Origin of the sequence: Virgibacillus doumboii, from assembly GCF_902806455.1 — a bacterium.
GTDB lineage: Bacteria > Bacillota > Bacilli > Bacillales > Amphibacillaceae > Lentibacillus > Lentibacillus doumboii.
This window is the reverse complement of the sequence record NZ_CADCWQ010000001.1, coordinates 712,825-732,706: the sequence shown is the minus strand read 5'-3', so window position 1 is coordinate 732,706 and position 19,882 is coordinate 712,825. Positions and strand designations below refer to the sequence as shown.

The window sequence follows — 19,882 nt, the reverse complement described above, 5'->3', positions numbered from 1 at the left end:
TAATTAACGGACTCAACGGGGCATTAGCTCAGATGGGAGAGCGTCGTGCTGGCAGCGCGAAGGTCAGCGGTTCGAGCCCGCTATGCTCCATTAATAATTAAAAACACCATTTCTCCTTTGGCGGGGAATGGTGTTTTTCTGATTTGGTTATCGCAATGGCTGCATGTGGACATATTTTCCGTTATTTCTCCTAAATCACCCTATTTAGATGGTTATCCGGACATATTTTCCGCTATTAGCTGAAAATACATCTAAATCTATCATTTTGGGGCTGATAACGGAAAATATGTCCGCGAAATACCAAAATCACTCCAAAATCACTTCATTAACGGAATAGATGTCCGCTGCGTTCTCCCCATCCCACTCTTCCCGCCTCCTTACCTCAGTCTATACTTCCGCACTCGTTCTTCGCCACTCTCTACCTCTAAATTCTTGGAATCAACCATTTTACGTAATAGTCTTCTGGCGTGGCGGTCGCTCACATTGAGGTGATTGGCCACTTCAACAGGTGTAAATGGTCGTAATATACGTCGCGCAAATCGGATAATCTCTGTTTCGGCTGGGGTTAATGAGGATGGTGTTTCACTTGAAATGAATTTACCAATAAAAGCGAGGATTAACTGCTGACATCGCTGGGGTTCATCCCTGATGGATAGAAAAGCGATAGGCAGAAATGTCCAACCATCCAAAGCTAACAGGGAATGCCGCCAACATAAATCTTTAAACCTTCTTGTATCCAGATCTCTTGCATGAGGGCCATATCCTTGGACCTCAATTCCTCCCTTTGCACCTCCCGGCATATAGGCAAGGTCGAGGTAGCGATAGCCGCCGTTAAAATCGCGCACCTCCCATTCCGGATACAGATGATCGAAATTACCAACTGCGGGGTACCAAACGCGTCGGAGGAGTTCAACAGATCCATGTCCCAATCCTTTCTTTAGTATTTCCCGTCTCCTAGGATTTTTTTCTTCAGAAATATTTTTTTGAAGCCATTCATCGATGGCTTGTTCGAATGGTTGCATGTATGCACATCCTTTTTAAATTGGGTTTTATTCAGTCACAAAGCAATTTGGAATGGTTAGGTTCGTGGAGTTTTGGTGGTAAAAAAGTAGATTAGGGAGAAGAGGTAATTCCGGAAATGACCTTCGGATAATTGTATAATACCTTACCAATTCACAATTGGCAATTGATTTTAAAGCATCCTCAATTACTAATTGGAAAATGCACTGGCAGCAAATAATTCGGTAACTTGAACGCCACATAAACTTTATTTCATTTTTTAGAAATATACGTTTAAAGCTGCATATTTTAGTTATACTTAACAGTACTAGCCCCTTTCGTATTATAGCTCTGCTTTGGTTATACTTTTCTTCCTTTCTAACCAAAGTAATCTACGCCTTACGAACAGGGGCTAGTCTTATTTGATTGGAATGTGGTCCCAAAATACACCAGTTATCAAAAAAAGTCTGGAAAGCACACCAGACTTTTTTATATAAATTAAATTTTCACACCCTCCGGCCAATGAAGATCATGCTCCTCAACACTGGTAATCTGGTTATTTTCATCAACAAAAACAACACGCGGTTTCAGGCCCTCTATTTCCTCGTCAGTCATCATTCCCATACTCAGGATAATGACGATATCCTCCGGCGAAAATAAATGTGCGGGTGGGCCATTTAAACAAATACGCCCAGAACCCTCTGAAGCTGGTATTGCATAGGTTTTCCACCTGGCTGCATTTCGCACATTGGTAATTTGGACCATTTCATATGGCTTTATGTTCGTTTCCTTCATTAACTTATAGTCTATCGTTACACTTCCTACATAATCCAGATCAGCTTCGGTTACTGTTGCTCTATGTATTTTTCCTTTGCACATTAAACGTTGCAATTTATATACCTCCCCAAAAATATACTTCCCGTTCATCATAACACACCTATCCTCCACCATATGCTGCCCTTTGGTAAATATGTGTCCGGGGGTTGGAGAAGGGATGAGGAGAGGCCCCGGCTAATAAAACACAGGACCTCCCTCTTCTTACTTATTATCCATCGATTGCTGATTTTTCCGTTTCACCTCTTCAGCATCCGTATCACTAAAAACATTGGTACCACGCCCGCCTGTTGTCCTGGCTATCCATTCTTTTGCTTCATTGTAGGATAATCCGGAGCGACGGCTCTGTTCTTTGACTGCTTCAATATCTGTTCCCGCAGCTGTATATCTTTTGTTATTTTCATTATTTGCCATCAAAAAACCTCCATTTACGTTTCCCGTTAGTTTACGCAAACAGAGTTTTTTTATTTTAACTAAAAACGTTTCCTTCAATTTTAATTTCTTTCTGCCAAATCACATCCAAAATCGTATTAATGTTTTTCATGGAATAACAAGCCATCTCTGTGTGACGAACAACCCGAATTTTGGTATTATTATTTGACAATGTAAAAATAAACAATAGGGAGAGTAAACAAAATGAGCCAGGACCTACACTTGCGTACACTGGAAAAGGATGATCTGAAATTCCTGCATAAGCTGAACAATGATCCGAATGTGATGGACTATTGGTTTAGTGAGCCCTACATGTCCATGGAACAGCTGCAGGATTTATATGAAAAAAGCCAGGAAAATAAAAAAGTAAGACAGTTTATTTTAACGAATAATGAAGAAAGACTGGGCCTTGTAGCACTTTATTCGATTGAGCAAAGGCACCGCAATGCGGAGTTCGCCATTATGATTGATCCGGAACAACAAGGTAATGGGTATGCATCGCCGGCAACACAGCTGGCGGTGGATTATGCTTTTTTAAAGCTGAATCTGCATAAGGTTTATTTACATGCAATCACAATAAACGAGAAGGCTATTCATATTTATAAAAAAATCGGCTTTCAGGTTGAGAGTGAACTAAAGGAGCATTTTTTTGTAAATGGTGAATATCATGATGCCGTTATGATGAGTATTTTCCAACGGGATTATTGGAAACTTCAGTCCAAATAACAAATGGCAACCGCCCTATATGATGGGCGGTTGCCATTTTATTTTCTGCTATTGCGTGGTTCAAGTTCACAGGATTTTCGCATAAGTTCACAACTTACTCGCTCAAGTTCACAATTGGCAATTCAAATTTTGCTATTTCCTTCAGGCGTCAAAACCCCAAACCAGGCTTATCAGGCAACTCAGCTATTTTACCTTGCCACTTAATTCCACCCTGTTCAGACTGATCCTTCAACCAAAGTGCTGCATCAAGATCATAACGGGTAATATTACTGTGTGCATAGGCAAGATGAGCGGCTGCTGTAACGGAAACATGGGACTCCATCATGCTGCCAATCATACATTCGATGCCAGCACTTTGCGCCATGTCAGCAATTTGCCTTGCCCGACGAAGCCCGCCGCTTTTCATCAGCTTAATATTCAGCAGGTCAACCGCTTCATGTTGCAGCAATCGAAATGCATCAGATGGTGAAAAAACACTTTCATCGGCCATGATCGGTGTGTCAACGCGCTCACGAATAAACTTCAGACCCTCAAAATCATGCGCTTTAACAGGCTGCTCGACAAGCTCAATTCCGGCATTCTTCTCCAAATAACGGATGATTTTCACGGCCTGCTTCGATTTCCAGCCCTGGTTGGCATCCAGGCGCAACTTCACATCAGGGCCAACAGCTTCACGGATTTTCAAAATACGGTCGATGTCATCCCGCTCATTGTTGCCGACTTTTATTTTCAGTACATCAAAACCCTGACCAATTCGTTCTTTTGCATCGTTCTGCATCACCGCGGGATCATCAATACTAATCGTCATATCGGTTTCCGGAAATACTGCACCTCCGCCGAGATACTGATGGAGTGGAATACCAAATACCTTGCAATACACATCATGCAAAGCGATGTCCACGGCTGCTTTGGCACTGGTATTTGCCACACAGCTTCTATCCACTTTCATCAAAATATCTTCCAGTTCCTCAATATCACGGTCCAACAGTACGTTTTTGATCGGGCCGTCGATCGCAGCCTGTATGCTGATCAATGATTCTCCGGTGATTTGCCAGGTGGAGGAAGCCGATCCCCGGCCGACTTCCCTATTTTCCAATTGAACCATAACATCAATTACTTCAATTTTTGTTACTGTCCTTAACGCTGTTTTAAAAGGCTTTTCCAATGGCAGTGACGTTTTTTGCGTTGTCATTTCAGTTATTTTCACAACAATTACTCCCCTCAGGCATTTTCTCAAATAGTCATTGTCCTCCAGCTCTTTCAGTCCATCTTACTCAAGCAGTCATCCTAATATGAACAATGCTTTATAACATGGACAGAATTTGTGCTGTCAGGAGTCCAAAATAAGTTCCCAAAAATGATCCTGCCAGCGCCATAACAACACCAATCGGAATCAATGCACGGTTGTACGCACCTGCAAGCAGCGGAGCGGAAGCCATGCCACCAATATTGGCAAGACTGGAAACACCAAGTGTAAACAGGTCAAGCTTGAACAGTCTTGCTGCCAAAGCCATCATTAGTGCATGGATAGCGAGGATGATAAATCCGGACACGATATAGATTGGTGCCTGGAACAACTGTGTAAAGTCTGCTCTGGAAGCAATTAGCGCAATCACTACATATAACAGTACATTGGCAACATCCATGGATCCCGGAATTTTAGAAACACGGGTCATTGCAAGCAACACACCAACTACCGAAACGATAAAGATTGTCCACGTCAGTCCGCTGACAATATCGCCATAGGTAGGCAACATACTCCCTATTTTTGTTGCCACAGCAGATCCGAAAATCCCTATAGAAAATAACCCCATTAAATAAACGAATGAAGTATTCTTTTTATCGCTTTCCAACTGTTCCTCAGCCAACTCCCGGCTGACTGCATCCAGGTGTGATGTGTCTGCTTTCACCCAACGGTTAAACACTGCCGCGAAAGGTACCAACCAGAACATAAGCATTACCCAAGTTGAATAGTTAATCGTATCCATTACAAGCGCATAACCGAAAATATTTTCCGGAACCTCAAGAATCCCCTGGATAATAACCATATTGGCTGACCCGCCTGTCCAGCTTCCGGCCAGCGCACCAAATGCCTGCCATGTTTCCGGTGCATAGAAAGCCTGGAACAACAAATAAACCACGGTGAAACAAAGAATAATGCTGAATACCGCTGTAAAATAACCAATCAGCATTTTTGGCCCAAGTTTAATCAATTTCCGCAAATCACAGTTTAATAGCATTAACAGGATAAGCGCCGGCAGAATTGCATCACGCACCGTCCCATACGTATTGTCAATCGACTCGGTATCCCCTATGACACCTGTCGTTTTAAGAATCGCTCCGACAATATAAATAAGAACAATTCCCGGAACATATTTAAACAGCTTCGAATCTGAGCTATGTTCAATGTAGGCGATGAGACCCGCAATTCCTATAACCAGACCCAAATATAAAAACCCATCCTGAATCATAAAAATTTCTCCCTTCATTTCTTGGTAGTATTATCTCCAGGACAACCGTTATACCATTAAGAAAGTTCTGATAAAATCACAAAAACCCAGCTGACAGGATAATTATCACTATCAACTGGGTTTTATCTACGTTATAGATAGATAAAGCAGTTAAAAAATCATTAAGTTCCAAAAGCTTGTTCATACTTCTTCTGCGCATGTCTAAACGCTACATTTAGCGCCTTTTGTGAAGACCCCAGGTAACGGTTTTCAATCGCGCTGTTCACTCGATCACTATCCAATATGTGCTGACCGGTAAATAACGATTGTACAAACTTTTTGGTAAGTCCGATGACTGCGGTACACTCGGCATCGATAATCTCACCGTTTGTACGATCAATGACAAATCCGACGAAAAATGTTTCGTACTGCTTCGTTATCGGATTATTTTCCGGAGATTTAGCCTCTCCGACGACATATACTGTTTTTTCATGGTACAACGCTTGTCCACTCCTTGAAAGGCCACCAGACTCCACATGGGGATTTACCCGGAAAAGGTAAATGACCATTATGGAATGTAAACACTTTCAGAGAATATAGGGTTATCTTACCATAGCGAGGAAACGTTTTCAAGATTCGACATGACAAGAAGACACAGGGACAAGCTCCTAATGAGGCCCTGTTCCTTTGCCCCACCGAATACCTATCTATAAATCTTTCGACTCAAATTGACAGAATTCGTGATTTTGGTTTATATTAAAGTATTAGAATAAATAGGAAATTTCTTTGGAGTGAAATATATGCAAAACGTAGAACCTGATTACATAACTGAATCGAAACGTAAGTGCAGGGAAATGGGAATGGATCCGGATGTGATTGCCCGTCCGAAAACGTTTTTAACCGGAAATGAGTTACTGGATAAGAGAAATTCCTATAACGAGATTCTATCAGTTGTAAGCTTTTTTTCAAACAAGCTGTTGGATTCATTAAAGGGAACACCAATACTAATCGTTATTTCTGATGCCAATGGATACTTACTGGATATTGTCGGTGACGAAACAATAAAGTCTACCATTGAACAATTTGGGATTAAAATAGGAAGCCTTTTCGTCGAGGAAGATACTGGAACAAATGTTGTAACAATGGCCCTGCAACAAGAACATCCCGTGACTTTAATAGGCGAACATCATTACCACAAACCTCTCTACAGTATGGCCTGTTATGGCACTGCTTTCCGCTACACAGATGACAACAATCTGCTTGGCAGTGTTTCAATCATGATGCCGATTCAATATAACAACCCGTTGTTCATTCTCATGCTGTCACAGGCTGTTGATTCGATTGAAAGAGAACTGCTGCTGCGGAAACAAAACAAAAAGTTGAATGTCATGAATCAAATCATGCTTGAGCGAACAAGTAATGGGATTGTTATCACCGATGAAAAAGGAATCACGACGGAGTTTAATGATTTCGCCCAAAAGATCTCCGGCAACAGTAAAGAATCTGTTATAGGAGAAAATATCCAGGAGTCCCAGTTAACCGGGAATTATTTTAAAAAAGTAATCGAACAGGAAGCTATATTTAAAAACGAAGAACTCGAGTTTACAAATGACAACGGCGAACGGGTTGTGTGCCTGTTTGATGCGCAGCCTATCTATGAAGAAGATAAAATGGTTGGTGCCTTTGGGCAGTTCAGGGATATTTCCGACCGATACCTGTTACAGGAAAAATATAACTACCTAGCCTATCATGACGATCTTACTAATCTGCCAAACAGAAGATATATTAAGAAGGAAATTGAATTACTGATCGATCAGAAGCAAGCTGGATATAACAGAAACCTGGCGCTGTTATTTATCGACCTTGATCGATTTAAAGTAATTAATGATAACTTTGGTCATTCAAACGGAGATGAATTCCTGAATGAAGTAAGCAAGCGATTATCAAAATGTCTTGGGGAAAATGATTTGATTGCCAGAATGGGTGGTGACGAGTTTATTTTCCTTCTTAAGGATTTTGAGAATGATGATTACGTTGTAAAAAAAGCGGAAGAAATTTTGGATCAGTTTAATGATCCATTTCAAGTCGCAAACAGTGAAATACATACGACTGCCAGTATCGGCGTCGTCATTTATCCCGACTATCCGATAACACCTGAGCGACTAATGGTATATGCGGATAACGCGATGTACCAGGCGAAATCATTGGGCAAAAACCGTTACGTCGTTTACACGTCGGAATTACTGGTGGATAAGGTTGAGGAACTGCGCCTTGAAGCTGATTTACGAAAAGCATTGGAAAATAATGAATTTGTGCTGCATTATCAGCCGCAAATCAACAACAAAACCGGTGAACTGGTTGGTGTTGAAGCGTTAATCAGATGGCAGCATCCGAAGCTTGGCCTCCTTTCTCCTGATAAGTTTATTAAATTGGCTGAGGAAAGTGGGCTGATCACAGAAATTGGCGAGTGGGTAATCCAGGAAGCTTGTACCCAAAATAAAAAATGGCAGGACAGCGGGATGAAACCATTAAAAGTTGCAGTTAATCTATCAACCCAGCAATTCATCACCCAGGATCTTGTTAAATACATTGAGTGTGTTTTGGATCAAACAGGACTTGATCCGGAATGTCTTGTAGTCGAAATTACCGAATACATGGCAATGGAATATGAGTATTCACTGAAGGCGCTCGAGCAATTAAAAGCAATTGGGATTTTAGTCAGTATCGATGACTTCGGTACAGGTTACAGCTCATTAAACTATTTGAAAGATTATCCGATAGATTATGTGAAGGTGGATAAATCATTCGTCAGGGAAATAATAGAAGATAATAACGATGCAATCATCGTAAAAGCAATTATTACATTGGCCCACAACCTTAATCTGCAGGTGATTGCAGAGGGAGTGGAAACCGAAGCACAGCTGGACTTTCTCATAGAACATAATTGCGACGAAACACAAGGCTATTACTTTAGCAAGCCAGTACCTGTTGAAGAATTCGAAGAGAATTATATAGAAGTAGAAAAATAATTTAATGGGGGCTACAGAGAAATGAAAACTTCAGCATTTGTGTTAGCAGCAAACTTTAAAAATTGGGGGATTGAGCACCTTTTCGGAATTCCCGGCAAGGCTGTCTCCCCCATCCTTTTTGAACTATTAAACTATGATATCGAGTTTGTATTAAGCAAACACGAATCAGGTGGTGGGTTTGAAGCAGGCGGCTATGGATTGATGAACCAGAAACTTGGGGTGGCTGTAGGTACATCAGGACCCGGTGGTACCAACTTATTTACAGCTGCCGGTCAGGCAAAAGCATTCAATGTACCATTATTGATCATCACCGGCCATCCGTCGGTAAAAGATACGGGTAAAGGAATGGGACAGGACTCCAGTCTTTTCGGGACCGATCTGGTGGATATGTTCGAAAAGGTAACGAAATTCAGTGCCCGGGTCGAGCGGGGCGACAAACTGGAAATGTACCTCCAGCATGCGCTTGAAAAAGCCATATCTGGTGTAAAAGGTCCTGTTCATCTGAACATTCCGTTTGATATTTTACTGGAAGAAATCGAGCCATTTGAATTGGAACTGCCGGAACCGAAAGAAATGATTTCTCCTGACCTTGATAGTGTCGTTGATAAAATAAGTGCAGCCAAGCGTCCACTGTTATTTTTAGGAAAAGGTGTCCACTCCAGCAGGGCATATAAAGAAGTGCAGCAGCTTGCTGAACAGTGGAACATCCCAGTTATCACAACACCAGGCGGAAAAGGCACGTTTATCTCTAACCATAAATTATCATTGGGGGCATTCGGACTGGGCGGTACAGTGGAAGCGACGGAATACCTCAACAAGGGTGTTGATACATTAATCGTAATCGGAACAAAACTGAGTGACATGTCAATACCCGCTGTGACGGAAGAAATGTATCCGGAGCAAATCATTCATTTTGATTACGATCCGACGTTTGTCGGCAAATCGATTAATGTGCCGACTACTCCTGTTCTTGGGGATATTCGGTCCAACTTGCGTGCAATTTTGAAAGATAAGCCCGAACCGAACAGCGCAGAATTTTTAACGCCTAAGCGGGAATTTGAAGTAACGGAAAATAATCCTGGAGAGCGCATGTCAGCAGTTTCAGCATTACAAGTCATGCGAAATGCCCTGCCAGATGATACGGTTGTTTTTGGTGATGACGGCAGCCACTCGTTCTACGGCATTCAGCACTATGATATTTATGAACCCGGAACTTACTTCTTTGACGATATTTTCGGGGCAATGGGAAATGGTATCGGCTATTCTGTCGGCGCAGGGTTGGCCGCATCCGACAAAACGATTGTCTGTTTAGCCGGTGATGGCTGTATGTTCATGCACGGAACCGAACTCTCAACTGCATATAACTATGATTCACCTGTCTTGTTCATTGTTTTAAATAATGGAAGGCTGGACATGGTGGAAAAAGGAATGCAGAAAATGATCGGCACATCGATCGGCGGTGTTTATGAAACTCCACTGGATGCAGCAGGTTTTGCCAAATCGATGGGACTTGAAGCATTCACATGTCTGGATCCATCTGAATTAGCAGATAAAATCGGGACTGCGTTACATATGATTAACGAAACGAACAAACCGGTTCTTGTGGAAGTGTTAGTTGATGAAAACGAAATCCCACCAACCATGGGGAGGCAATAAAATGGAAAATAATAAAAGATACGACGCAGGCATCGATACAATGGAAGAAATGTTCCCTGAAGAAACACTTAATGAAATGAAAAGAATGAAGGAAATGTCACCCGATCTCTGGGATATGATTGTCTCATTCGGCTTTGGTGGCCTATATACAAGGGATGCACTACCACTAAAGCGACGGCAAATTGCTACACTCAGCTCATTGATTACACAGGGGGCTTTTGAACAGCTTGAAGTTCATTTGCGTGCAGCATTAAAGATTGGTTTGACGCAAAAGGAAATTGTCGAGATCATCATCCACCTAACAGGATACGCCGGGTTCCCAAAAGCCGTCCAGGCAATGCAGATGGCCGATAGAATATTTAACGAACAAGACGAGGGGTAGAGCTTTCCCCTTCGTCTTTTTAATTCTCTTCAAACAACTTAATCAACGCCTGCGTTCCACTGTCACTTTCCCCTTTTTCCGCAAGCCTCTTATACAATTTTAGGGAAAGCTCCAGTCCCGGCGTCGATAATCCCATTTCCTGTGCAGATTCCAATGCAATCGTCATATCCTTAATAAAATGCTTCACATAGAATCCTGGGGCATAGTCATCTTCAAGCATTCGTGGTGCCAATTTTGATAAAGAAAAACTGCCTGCAGCACCCGTTGAAATACTGTCGAGGACACGTGATGGATCCAACCCTGCTTTCTTGGCATAGACAATTGCTTCACAAACACCGATCATATTCGTGGCAATCGCTATCTGATTTGCCATTTTAGTATGCTGACCGGCACCGGCATCGCCCTGCAAAACTATATTTTCACCCATAACTTCGAATAAAGGAAGAACTTCATCAAACACTTCCCGCTCACCGCCGACCATGATGGCGAGCGCCCCGTTTTTCGCTCCAACATCACCACCGGATACAGGCGCATCTAATACATGGATATTTCTTTCTTTAGCTTTTTGGAATATTTCCGTGGCAAGAGCCGGCTTGGATGTTGTCATATCAATCACATATGTACCTGCTTTGGCTTTTTCGATTATTCCATCCTCGCCAAAATAAACCCTCTCCACATCTGACGGATAACCGACCATTGTGATGATAACATCAGATGTTTTTGCTAATTCGGCAACCGACTCCTTCCAGGCAGCACCATTCTCTAATAATTCATGGGCTTTTTCTTTTGTTCGGGTAAACACACTGGTCGAATATCCGGCCTTTTGCAAATTCCGCGCCATACTTTTTCCCATAACTCCAGTACCGATAAGTCCAATAGTGGATTTCTTTGAAAGCATAAATCTTCACACCGTCCCCATCTAAAGATTTAACTCTACTGTCTGTTTATCGTTTCTATCTGTGATTCAACTTTAAAAACTCTCTTATTCAGAGCTTCTGTCTTATCATCAACATATTTATCAACCATCTCCGTGTATTCACCGAGGTTATTTACCACATCCTGATTCAATTCAGATAGTTTATTTTCCAGCCTGATTTGCCCTTCTTTTAATTCACCTGCATCAGTTCTCAGGCCGTTTATGTCTGTACGTACACCTTTCATATCTGTCTGCAAACCACTTATGTCTATTCGTACTTCCCCTATGTCTTTTTGCAAACCATTTATATCTATTCGCGCTTCCCCCATATCCTTTTGCAAGCCATTAATGTCCGTACGCATTTCACCCATATCTGCTTGCAGTCCATTTAAATCCGTACGCATTCCACCTACATCATTACGCAATTCTGTCATCCTATCGAGAATTTCTTTCAATGTTTCTTCCATGCTTTTCCCTCCCCTCCATTCTCAACTCAACGTCTCTCTTATTTGCTTCCATTATACCTTGAAAAGATTTTAAACGCTATTAGCTAAATTTCAATTTTCGGTCAGATGCACTTTCTTAAAATAGCATTATTACTATATAATAAATAAAAATAAGCATGGTAAACAAACTGCAATTTCAGGATTTTCTATATCTTTTTGTTATAATAAAACCAACCAACTCCTAGATGAAGGGGGCAGTAATTCTATTGATTGAAGTTTACACTGATGGTGCCTCAAGCGGAGACCCTGGAATCAGTGGAGCCGGGATTTATATCAAGGCGAATGGACAAAAATATGAATATTCTGTTCCGCTTGGTGAAATGTCCAACCATGAAGCGGAATTTCATGCTGTTTTAAAAGCGCTGGAAATCTGTAACAAGCAGTTCCCCGGCGAAATTTTGTCATTCCGATCAGACTCAAAACTTGCAGTCGATGTAATCGAAAAAGGTTTCACAAAAAACGAACGCTTTATCCCAATGCTAGCCGAAATACGCAAGGCAGCGGGCAGTTTTTCATATTTTTTTATCAAATGGATTCCCGAAAAACAGAATGGCCACGCAGACAGGCTGGCAAGACAAGCAATTCAAAAGCAAAAATGAAGGAGGATGATCATGAAAGCAATTATTGTCAAAGAGCCGGGTGGAGCAGAACAATTAAGTGTCACAGAACAGCCAAAACCTGAGCCCAAAAAGAACGAATTACTCATCAAAGTAAAAGCAGCTGCGATTAACAGAACTGACATATTAAATCGGGAAAATAAAGCCGGATATTTGGACACACCGATTCTAGGTGTTGAAGTTGCCGGCATCGTCGACGAAGCAGGTGCGGAAACGGATGTGGAACCAGGCACAGCCGTTATGGGACTCGTAAATGGTGGCGGATATGCGGAATATGCTGTAATGCCGGCCGACCGGGCAATGCGAATCCCGGAAAATCTGTCATTTGAACAGGCCGTAGCCATCCCCGAAGTATTTTTGACCGCCTATCAAACGTTATTTTGGCTCGGCAAGTTAAGTAAAGGCGAAACAGTATTGATCCATGCCGGCGGGAGCGGTGTAGGGACAGCTGCTACTCAGCTTGCAAAACAAATCAGCAACGCCAAGGTGATTACGACTGCTGGCTCAAAAGAAAAACTCGATTTCGCACGGTCACTCGGTGCAGACGCAGGTATTAATTATAAAGAGCAGCAGTTTGATGAAGAAGTTTTAAAATCAACTGATAATCAAGGTGTCGATCTGATTCTTGATTTCATCGGCGCATCATACTGGCAAAAAAATCTCGCCAGTATAAAAGTCGATGGCCGGTGGGTGCTGATTGGCCTGTTGGGAGGAGCAGAAGTCGAGCATGTCAATTTAATGGAACTGATGGCAAAACGGATTCAGCTTACCGGAACATTGCTTACCCCGAGAAGTGACCAATACAAAGCTGACCTTACTGCTGATTTTGCATCCAACGTACTGCACCTTTTTAAAGATGAGAAAATAAGGCCGGTTGTTGATCGCATATTCCCTTTCGAGCAAATCCAACAGGCGCATGAACATATGGAAAGCAATAAAAATATTGGAAAGATTGTGTTGAGGGTGGATTGATAGATTCCTTATAAATCGCCTTAACTTGCGCGTCAATCACCTCGACTCGCGCAACAATTGCATCAACTCGCGCGTCAACTGCTCAAACTCGCGCGAAATTGCCTCGACTCGCGCACCAACTGTCCCGACTCGCGCGAAATCGCCTCAACTCGCGCAAAAAGCACCTAAACTCGCGCGTCGACTGTCCTGACTTACTCGTCGAGGGTGCTCCTCCCCTCCCTTCACCTTAACGCAAGAGCCATCGCACCCTTTATCCCTTGCTCATCATCCAGTTCAGGAGCCACAATCATTTTTTCAACATCTCCGACTTCTACATAACCATTTACCATTTCCAGAACCTTTTCACGAATCATTGAATACAGCTTCGTCTGCTTCATGACTCCTCCACCCAAAATGATCCGCTCCGGAGATAAAATCAATATGTAGTTCACAATCGCCTGCGCTAAATAATACGCTTCAAGCTCCCAAACGTCGGCATTATCCTGCAGCATTTTACCCTGTACTCCATACCGGGCTTCGATTGCCGGTCCTGAGGCAAGTCCTTCCAGACAATTCCCATGATATGGGCAAATGCCGTCAAATCGATCATCTTCACGCTGTTGGATAAAAATATGTCCCATTTCCGGATGATTGTTGCCCTGAAAGGTATTTCCGTATTGCACAAATCCTGCGCCTATTCCTGTGCCAACAGTTATGTAGAGCACACTTGATTTATCTTTCCCTGCGCCATATAAATATTCACCCAGGCAAGCCACATTGACATCATTATCCAAATAAACCGGTACAGAATAGTCCGCTTTAAGCCTCCCCAGTAAATCAAAATGCTTCCATTTCGTCTTTGGTGTTTTCAGAATCGATCCATATGTATCACTATCAGCATTCAAATCAACCGGGCCAAAACTCCCAACACCTAATGCTTCAATCGGATATTTTGCAAAAAACTCTTCAACAGCCTGAAGTGTTTCATCCGGCCCTTCTGTCGGAAGACTGATTTTATCAATGATTTTTCCATCTTCATCACCGACAGCACAGACAAATTTAGTTCCACCAGCTTCAATTCCACCAATCAGCATATGCTTCCCCTCCTTTATTCAACTCCCAATTAATCCCACGATACAATAAACTCCGCATCCCCTGATAACGTGTATTCATCCAGCCCATTAGGCAAAATAAAATGCATTCCTTTTTCAATGTCGAATCGCTTTCCTGCCACACTCAAAACAGCATCACCTTTAATCACACTCACCTGCAGAAAATCCTCGGTTAACTCACATGTTGCTTCACCATCCAACTGCCAATGACTTACCCCAAAATAATCATTTTCAACAAGTTTTTTCATTACCAAGCTGCCGGTTGTCTCCTCATTCTCCTGTAAATCAGAATCCCGATGTGGAACGGAAGTCACCTGCTTGGCTTTTTTCAAATGCAACTCCCGCTTCTCTCCTGCAGCATCCATTCGGTCATAATCATAAACACGATAAGTAATGTCTGAACTCTGCTGTGTTTCCAAAATGACAATTCCTTTACCAATTGCATGAATAGTCCCGCTTGGAACATAAACAAAATCACCAGGCTTCACCTTCACACGTCGTAATAGCCTGTCCCATTCAGCCTTGTCTATCATGTGCTCCAATTCTTTCCTGGATACAGCATGATGTCCCAACACCAATTCTGCATCCGGCTCCGCATCCAGTACATACCAGCACTCTGTTTTCCCGTATGGCTGTCCTTCCTCATGTTGAGCATACACATCATTCGGATGCACCTGTACCGACAAATCTGCATTAGCATCCAATACTTTGACAAGCAGTGGATATGCTTCATCATTATCACTGGTTTTATTAAATAACTCTCCATGTTCCCTCCAGGCTTCTTCCAACGTACGACCATTCAAAGGGCCATTCTGAATAACGCTCGGTCCGTTTGGATGAGCAGAAATCACCCATGCCTCACCAGTCTGATTGGAAGGAATATCATAATTATATTCTGTCTTTAATTTCTGACCGCCCCAGATTCGTTCCTGAAAAACCGGCTGTAAAAAAATCGGTTCGTTATACATCTCATTACCTCCAGATCCCTCATTTAAAAGTATCATACCATAATCTAATCGTTACCCAATTTAATCAGTACACCCGTCTTATCATCATTCATTTTCAGACGGGGATATGTCACACACTGAGTATCACTATTTTCCCTAGTCTCCACTTCATCAACTAATCCATCCAGTCCGGAACGAAAGGCAATTTCCGCGGTTTGTTTCCACGCATCACATTCTTCCTGTCCAGTCGGCAGCATTAATCCATCACTCAACAAAAGAATTCCGGTGACTTTTTTCAAAGATAAACTCCCATTTTCCAAGTGAGCTAAGGCACACTCAATTCCATCAATCACACCATATCCATCATCTGTGTTAAGCAGAGAGCGGTTTTTGATTAAAATGGGCCGTACTTCTTCTCGAGCTTCCGCCAAATCCACTTGACTGCCCCGCATTTCCCTTAATTCCACAATTTTATCTATAGCCTTTTGGTCAAAATGGCTGAGCAAGTCATAGGTAACCGTACGAATATCTCCATTTTCGTACTGTAAAAAAATCATGCAGTCGGCGGCGTGGACATACTTTAGTGATAAGCTATCCATATCTATTGAAATTGCTGCAAGTGCACATGTACTCCGCTTTTCTTTTGGCACCTCATTAATGGCAGCGTCATCCAGGCCGAGGTATTTTACAGTTTCCTTGCCGACCTGATGATTGGCCGTTTGGATTATTTTCTCAAACTGCTCTCCTTCTTTCGCATTATCTAACACATTTTTTACAGCACCTGATGCTACATGGCCGGGAACACCTTCAAGTCCTGTGGCACCATCAATTGCAGCAAATATCCCCGCCTGTTCATTTACGACATAGGCATCTTCGTTTATATCCCGATTCCCTTTTTTGTATACTGTACTGATTATCATATGGCTTCTCCTCCCTTAAGCGCCTATCCTTTTAACGACTGCTTTCCCTGTTAACCATTTCTGTCGCTAATATAACTTTTTTAGCTACAGTACGTTGCTGGAAAACCCGTTCCTTCATTAAAGATACCGCAGTTTCTCCCATCAATTCCGTATAAACCCTGACAGTACTTAACGATGGCGATACATATTTGGCGACACTGGAATCGTTGAAACCAATGATACTAACCCGATCTGGAACAGAAATATCGTGATCATGCAAAGCACGTAATGCCCCAATAGCGATCGAGTCATTTGCACAATAAAATGCGGTTGGTAATTCATCCTGTAAGGTCCGTATCGCATAATCCATCATTCCATATCCGGAGTCCACTGTAAAAGAACCCTTAAAGCAAAATCTGCCGTCAAATAATCCCTTTGCTGTCATATATTCACGAAAACTTCCAATCCTTGTATCCTCCAGCACATTATCTGTACCCGGAACCTTCTCCTCACCGGCGAGCATTCCTATTTTCGTGTGTCCACTTTCTATTAAACTGAATAATAGATTGTATACCGCCTGTTCAAAATCAACGATAACGGAATCACATGCAGCCAGTGAATAGACATTATCGACAAAGCAGATATTGGGACTCCATTCCTTTAACCGTTTCATTTGCTGCATGGAGAATTTACCAATGGCAATGATCCCGTCAATCTTCATATCAGGTTTCTTTTTCGTATTTTGAAATAGTCGTATATATATATGGTGTTCTTTTTCCAGAGTCTTTTCAACACCCAGTCTAATCGAGTAATAATACAAATCATTCAGTTCTTCTGACTCGGTATACCAGTGAACAATGGCGATGCGCATGTGCTCTTTCGTTCGTTTGTTCAAGTGTTTTTTATAGCCAATCATCTCAGCGGCTTCAAAAATGTCATGCTTTGTTTCTGCGCTTACGGACAGCGTTGGATCATCATTCAGAACCCGCGAAACAGTTGTAATGGAAACATTTACTTTTTCGGCAATATCCTTTAACTTCGCCATCTTTTCACCTCTAAACATTCACCAGTTAAATTTTATCTAAATTTTACTTGATAAATAGTAATATTTCAACATAATCAATTAAATAAACCCAATTAACACCGAATATAAACCAGGTAAAATTATTATATATTTTACTAAAATTATATTATTGTGTATCCGATTACACTGTAGTAAACTTAAGATAATAACATGAAGGAGGAGCAGCTCATGGACGATTTAATCCAAGAGTTCCAAAATATTTTCAACACAACAAAAACACCTCGTGAATTCTTTGCTCCGGGAAGAATCAACCTGATCGGGGAGCATACCGACTATAATGGAGGACACGTTTTTCCGGCATCGATTTCTTTTGGGACGTATGCCGTGGCGGTAAAGCGGAACGACGCAACATTACGCTTCTACTCGATGAACTTTCCGGAAGTTGGTGTGATTAAATGTGACCTTTCTGATTTAACCTTCAATCCAGAGCATGATTGGGCAAACTATCCCAAAGGAATGATCAAATACATAATGGAGCAGGGCCATGAAATTGAACACGGTGCTGACATCCTTTATTACGGAAATATCCCCAATGGTGCCGGTCTCTCATCCTCTGCATCAATTGAAATGGTGACTGGCGTACTGCTGGAAAACCTGTTCAATCAAAAAATTAACCGTATCGAGATGATCAAGCTAGGGCAAAAGGTTGAAAATGAGTATATCGGTGTGAACAGCGGAATTATGGATCAGTTTGCAATTGGCATGGGCAAAAAAAATCACGCAATTCTTCTGGACTGTCAGACACTTGATTACAACTATGCTCCGATTGAACTTGAGAACCATGCCATCATCATTATGAACACCAATAAACAACGTACACTGGCAGGGTCCAAGTACAATGAGCGCCGCCAGCAGTGTGAGCAGGCGCTTGCCGATTTAAAGCGCGAACTGTCCATTAATAGTCTTGGTGATTTATCAAATGAGCAATTTGACCAGCACAAGTACCTCATTAAAAACGAAATAGACCGTAAACGCGCAAAACATGCTGTAACTGAAAACGTCCGTACGCTGGACGCTTTAAAGAAATTACAGGAAGGCGATCTGATTGGATTCGGCGAGTTAATCAATGCATCGCACCATTCACTCAAAAATGATTATGAAGTAACCGGAATTGAACTGGACACACTCGTGGAAGCAGCCTGGAAACAGGATGGTGTTATCGGCGGACGGATGACCGGGGCCGGATTTGGCGGTTGTGCAATTGCAATTGTAGAAAAGAATAAAATAGATGATTTCCAAACGAATGTATATCAAATTTATACGAAGTCGATTGGTTATGAACCGACATTCTACACAGCTTCAATCAGTGACGGGGCCAAAGAAATAACGGAAGGAGTTCGTTAAATGAGTATTCTTGTATTAGGCGGAGCAGGATATATCGGCTCCCATGCGGTGTATCAGCTTATAGATAAAGGTGAAAATGTCATCGTTGTTGATAATCTGGCAACAGGGCATAAGGAAGCAATCCATCCTGAGGCAACATTTTATCAGGGAGATATCCGGAATTTTGATTTCCTGAGCGTTGTCTTTGAAAAGGAATCAATCGATGGAGTCATGCATTTCGCCGCCAACTCGCTTGTCGGGGAATCGATGGAAAAACCACTCCAGTATTTTGATAACAATGTATACGGTACACAGATTTTACTGAGGGCCATGGTCGAACACAATGTAAAAAATATCGTCTTCTCCTCAACCGCAGCAACGTATGGAGAACCGGAATCGATTCCGCTTACGGAAGATATGCAGCCAAATCCGACAAACACGTATGGAGAAACAAAACTGACAATGGAAAAACTGATGAAGTGGACGGAACAGGCGCACGGAATCAGGTATGTATCCCTCAGGTATTTCAATGTCGCAGGCGCCAGGGAATCCGGCGAAATTGGTGAGGACCATCGCCCCGAAACACACCTTGTACCAATCATATTGCAGGCTGCTCTCGGTCAGCGTCCGAATATTACCATATTTGGTGATGATTATAATACAGAAGACGGCACCTGTATCCGGGATTACGTTCATGTAGAGGACCTGATCCAGGCACATATCCTGGCAATGACTTATTTAAATAATGACGGCGAAAGCAATATTTTCAATCTCGGCAGCAGCCAGGGATTCTCGGTAAAAGAAATGATTGATGCTGCACGAAATGTAACTGGAAAAGAAATTCAGGCAGAAATCGGTGAGCGTCGCGCGGGCGATCCGAGTGTTTTAATCGCAAGCTCCGACAAGGCAAAAAAAGTACTAGGATGGAACCCAACACGAACAGCAATCACAAAAATCATGGAAGACGCATGGCAATGGCACGAAAGCAACCCAAACGGGTATAAGTGAGACATGGGGAC

At 42.3% G+C, this 19,882-nt stretch carries 20 protein-coding genes and 1 tRNA gene; 9 read left to right on the top strand and 12 right to left on the bottom strand.

Annotated elements, in window-relative coordinates; genetic code table 11:
* Nucleotides 1-17: 17 nt before the first annotated feature.
* Nucleotides 18-90 (top strand) — tRNA-Ala (locus G6R02_RS03495).
* Nucleotides 91-377: 287 nt separating this feature from the next.
* Here the strand turns inward: G6R02_RS03495 and G6R02_RS03490 are convergent.
* The 3 genes from G6R02_RS03490 to G6R02_RS03480 all read right to left on the bottom strand — a co-directional run bounded on the left by G6R02_RS03490 (nt 378) and on the right by G6R02_RS03480 (nt 2,247).
* Nucleotides 378-1,022, bottom strand: coding sequence for a transcriptional regulator (locus G6R02_RS03490; RefSeq protein ID WP_164667866.1), 645 nt, complete (start codon nt 1,020-1,022; stop codon nt 378-380).
* A 475-nt stretch (nt 1,023-1,497) separates the two neighbouring features.
* On the bottom strand, nt 1,498-1,890 hold the full coding sequence (gene panD / locus G6R02_RS03485) for an aspartate 1-decarboxylase (RefSeq protein WP_164667865.1): 393 nt from the start codon (nt 1,888-1,890) through the stop codon (nt 1,498-1,500).
* A 147-nt stretch (nt 1,891-2,037) separates the two neighbouring features.
* Entirely contained in the window at nt 2,038-2,247 is a 210-nt protein-coding gene (locus G6R02_RS03480) for a hypothetical protein (RefSeq protein WP_164667864.1), read from the bottom strand.
* A gap of 222 nt (nt 2,248-2,469) precedes the next feature.
* Here G6R02_RS03480 and G6R02_RS03475 point away from each other — a divergent pair, with 222 nt between their 5' ends.
* Nucleotides 2,470-2,991, top strand: coding sequence for a GNAT family N-acetyltransferase (locus tag G6R02_RS03475; protein WP_164667863.1), 522 nt, complete (start codon nt 2,470-2,472; stop codon nt 2,989-2,991).
* Nucleotides 2,992-3,139: 148 nt separating this feature from the next.
* On the opposite strand, the gene G6R02_RS03470 is transcribed toward G6R02_RS03475, so the two are convergent.
* The 3 genes from G6R02_RS03470 to G6R02_RS03460 all read right to left on the bottom strand — a co-directional run bounded on the left by G6R02_RS03470 (nt 3,140) and on the right by G6R02_RS03460 (nt 5,941).
* Nucleotides 3,140-4,198, bottom strand: coding sequence for a dipeptide epimerase (locus tag G6R02_RS03470; protein ID WP_164667862.1), 1,059 nt, complete (start codon nt 4,196-4,198; stop codon nt 3,140-3,142).
* Nucleotides 4,199-4,295: 97 nt separating this feature from the next.
* On the bottom strand, nt 4,296-5,462 hold the full coding sequence (locus G6R02_RS03465; RefSeq protein ID WP_164667861.1) for a DUF819 family protein: 1,167 nt from the start codon (nt 5,460-5,462) through the stop codon (nt 4,296-4,298).
* A 161-nt stretch (nt 5,463-5,623) separates the two neighbouring features.
* Nucleotides 5,624-5,941 (bottom strand): DUF3870 domain-containing protein, encoded by a 318-nt coding sequence (locus G6R02_RS03460; protein ID WP_164667860.1) that lies wholly within the window; start codon nt 5,939-5,941, stop codon nt 5,624-5,626.
* A 300-nt stretch (nt 5,942-6,241) separates the two neighbouring features.
* Between G6R02_RS03460 and G6R02_RS03455 the strand changes: the two genes are divergently transcribed.
* Genes G6R02_RS03455 through G6R02_RS03445 form a run of 3 tightly spaced genes read left to right on the top strand, consistent with a single transcriptional unit; the run spans nt 6,242 to nt 10,508 of the window.
* The gene (locus tag G6R02_RS03455; protein WP_164667859.1) at nt 6,242-8,470 is read left to right on the top strand and encodes an EAL domain-containing protein; all 2,229 of its coding nucleotides are present in this window, start codon (nt 6,242-6,244) and stop codon (nt 8,468-8,470) included.
* 21 nt (nt 8,471-8,491) lie between these two features.
* Nucleotides 8,492-10,126, top strand: a complete 1,635-nt coding sequence (locus G6R02_RS03450; protein WP_164667858.1) for a thiamine pyrophosphate-binding protein — start codon at nt 8,492-8,494, stop codon at nt 10,124-10,126.
* A gap of 1 nt (nt 10,127) precedes the next feature.
* Complete coding sequence (locus G6R02_RS03445; RefSeq protein WP_164667857.1) at nt 10,128-10,508, top strand: carboxymuconolactone decarboxylase family protein; 381 nt, start codon at nt 10,128-10,130, stop codon at nt 10,506-10,508.
* Between the two features lie 19 nt (nt 10,509-10,527).
* Here G6R02_RS03445 and G6R02_RS03440 read toward each other — a convergent pair whose 3' ends face one another.
* Both G6R02_RS03440 and G6R02_RS03435 read right to left on the bottom strand, forming a co-directional pair.
* Nucleotides 10,528-11,406: an NAD(P)-dependent oxidoreductase gene (locus G6R02_RS03440; RefSeq protein ID WP_164667856.1), complete on the bottom strand. Its 879-nt coding sequence runs from the start codon at nt 11,404-11,406 to the stop codon at nt 10,528-10,530.
* A 35-nt stretch (nt 11,407-11,441) separates the two neighbouring features.
* The gene (locus G6R02_RS03435; RefSeq protein ID WP_164667855.1) at nt 11,442-11,891 is read right to left on the bottom strand and encodes a hypothetical protein; all 450 of its coding nucleotides are present in this window, start codon (nt 11,889-11,891) and stop codon (nt 11,442-11,444) included.
* Nucleotides 11,892-12,136: 245 nt separating this feature from the next.
* On the opposite strand from G6R02_RS03435, the gene G6R02_RS03430 reads away from it, so the two are divergent.
* Nucleotides 12,137-12,529: a ribonuclease HI family protein gene (locus G6R02_RS03430; protein WP_164667854.1), complete on the top strand. Its 393-nt coding sequence runs from the start codon at nt 12,137-12,139 to the stop codon at nt 12,527-12,529.
* 12 nt (nt 12,530-12,541) lie between these two features.
* A complete protein-coding gene (locus tag G6R02_RS03425; RefSeq protein WP_164667853.1) occupies nt 12,542-13,519 on the top strand; it encodes an NAD(P)H-quinone oxidoreductase in 978 nt (325 codons plus the stop codon).
* A gap of 221 nt (nt 13,520-13,740) precedes the next feature.
* Here the strand turns inward: G6R02_RS03425 and G6R02_RS03420 are convergent, their stop codons facing one another.
* Genes G6R02_RS03420 through G6R02_RS03405 form a run of 4 tightly spaced genes read right to left on the bottom strand, consistent with a single transcriptional unit; the run spans nt 13,741 to nt 17,501 of the window.
* The gene (locus G6R02_RS03420; RefSeq protein ID WP_164667852.1) at nt 13,741-14,592 is read right to left on the bottom strand and encodes an ROK family protein; all 852 of its coding nucleotides are present in this window, start codon (nt 14,590-14,592) and stop codon (nt 13,741-13,743) included.
* 29 nt (nt 14,593-14,621) lie between these two features.
* Nucleotides 14,622-15,578: a mannose-6-phosphate isomerase, class I gene (manA, locus tag G6R02_RS03415; RefSeq protein WP_164667851.1), complete on the bottom strand. Its 957-nt coding sequence runs from the start codon at nt 15,576-15,578 to the stop codon at nt 14,622-14,624.
* A 44-nt stretch (nt 15,579-15,622) separates the two neighbouring features.
* Nucleotides 15,623-16,477, bottom strand: coding sequence for a hypothetical protein (locus G6R02_RS03410; RefSeq protein WP_164667850.1), 855 nt, complete (start codon nt 16,475-16,477; stop codon nt 15,623-15,625).
* Between the two features lie 31 nt (nt 16,478-16,508).
* Nucleotides 16,509-17,501 (bottom strand): LacI family DNA-binding transcriptional regulator, encoded by a 993-nt coding sequence (locus tag G6R02_RS03405; protein ID WP_164667849.1) that lies wholly within the window; start codon nt 17,499-17,501, stop codon nt 16,509-16,511.
* 207 nt (nt 17,502-17,708) lie between these two features.
* Between G6R02_RS03405 and G6R02_RS03400 the strand changes: the two genes are divergently transcribed.
* Nucleotides 17,709-18,884 (top strand): galactokinase, encoded by a 1,176-nt coding sequence (locus G6R02_RS03400; RefSeq protein ID WP_164667848.1) that lies wholly within the window; start codon nt 17,709-17,711, stop codon nt 18,882-18,884.
* Nucleotides 18,885-19,871: a UDP-glucose 4-epimerase GalE gene (gene galE, locus G6R02_RS03395; RefSeq protein ID WP_164667847.1), complete on the top strand. Its 987-nt coding sequence runs from the start codon at nt 18,885-18,887 to the stop codon at nt 19,869-19,871.
* Nucleotides 19,872-19,882 lie beyond the last annotated feature (11 nt).

Excerpts from the sequence above, each read along its gene's own strand:
- G6R02_RS03490 (WP_164667866.1), bottom strand. The coding sequence starts at position 1,022 with ATGCAACCATTCGAACAAGCCATCGATGAATGGCTTCAAAAAAATATT.
- G6R02_RS03480 (WP_164667864.1), bottom strand. The coding sequence starts at position 2,247 with ATGGCAAATAATGAAAATAACAAAAGATATACAGCTGCGGGAACAGAT.
- G6R02_RS03475 (WP_164667863.1), top strand. The coding sequence starts at position 2,470 with ATGAGCCAGGACCTACACTTGCGTACACTGGAAAAGGATGATCTGAAA.
- G6R02_RS03465 (WP_164667861.1), bottom strand. The coding sequence starts at position 5,462 with ATGATTCAGGATGGGTTTTTATATTTGGGTCTGGTTATAGGAATTGCG.
- G6R02_RS03455 (WP_164667859.1), top strand. The coding sequence starts at position 6,242 with ATGCAAAACGTAGAACCTGATTACATAACTGAATCGAAACGTAAGTGC.
- G6R02_RS03450 (WP_164667858.1), top strand. The coding sequence starts at position 8,492 with ATGAAAACTTCAGCATTTGTGTTAGCAGCAAACTTTAAAAATTGGGGG.
- G6R02_RS03445 (WP_164667857.1), top strand. The coding sequence starts at position 10,128 with ATGGAAAATAATAAAAGATACGACGCAGGCATCGATACAATGGAAGAA.
- G6R02_RS03440 (WP_164667856.1), bottom strand. The coding sequence starts at position 11,406 with ATGCTTTCAAAGAAATCCACTATTGGACTTATCGGTACTGGAGTTATG.
- G6R02_RS03435 (WP_164667855.1), bottom strand. The coding sequence starts at position 11,891 with ATGGAAGAAACATTGAAAGAAATTCTCGATAGGATGACAGAATTGCGT.
- G6R02_RS03425 (WP_164667853.1), top strand. The coding sequence starts at position 12,542 with ATGAAAGCAATTATTGTCAAAGAGCCGGGTGGAGCAGAACAATTAAGT.
- G6R02_RS03420 (WP_164667852.1), bottom strand. The coding sequence starts at position 14,592 with ATGCTGATTGGTGGAATTGAAGCTGGTGGAACTAAATTTGTCTGTGCT.
- manA (WP_164667851.1), bottom strand. The coding sequence starts at position 15,578 with ATGTATAACGAACCGATTTTTTTACAGCCGGTTTTTCAGGAACGAATC.
- G6R02_RS03410 (WP_164667850.1), bottom strand. The coding sequence starts at position 16,477 with ATGATAATCAGTACAGTATACAAAAAAGGGAATCGGGATATAAACGAA.
- G6R02_RS03405 (WP_164667849.1), bottom strand. The coding sequence starts at position 17,501 with ATGGCGAAGTTAAAGGATATTGCCGAAAAAGTAAATGTTTCCATTACA.
- G6R02_RS03400 (WP_164667848.1), top strand. The coding sequence starts at position 17,709 with ATGGACGATTTAATCCAAGAGTTCCAAAATATTTTCAACACAACAAAA.
- galE (WP_164667847.1), top strand. The coding sequence starts at position 18,885 with ATGAGTATTCTTGTATTAGGCGGAGCAGGATATATCGGCTCCCATGCG.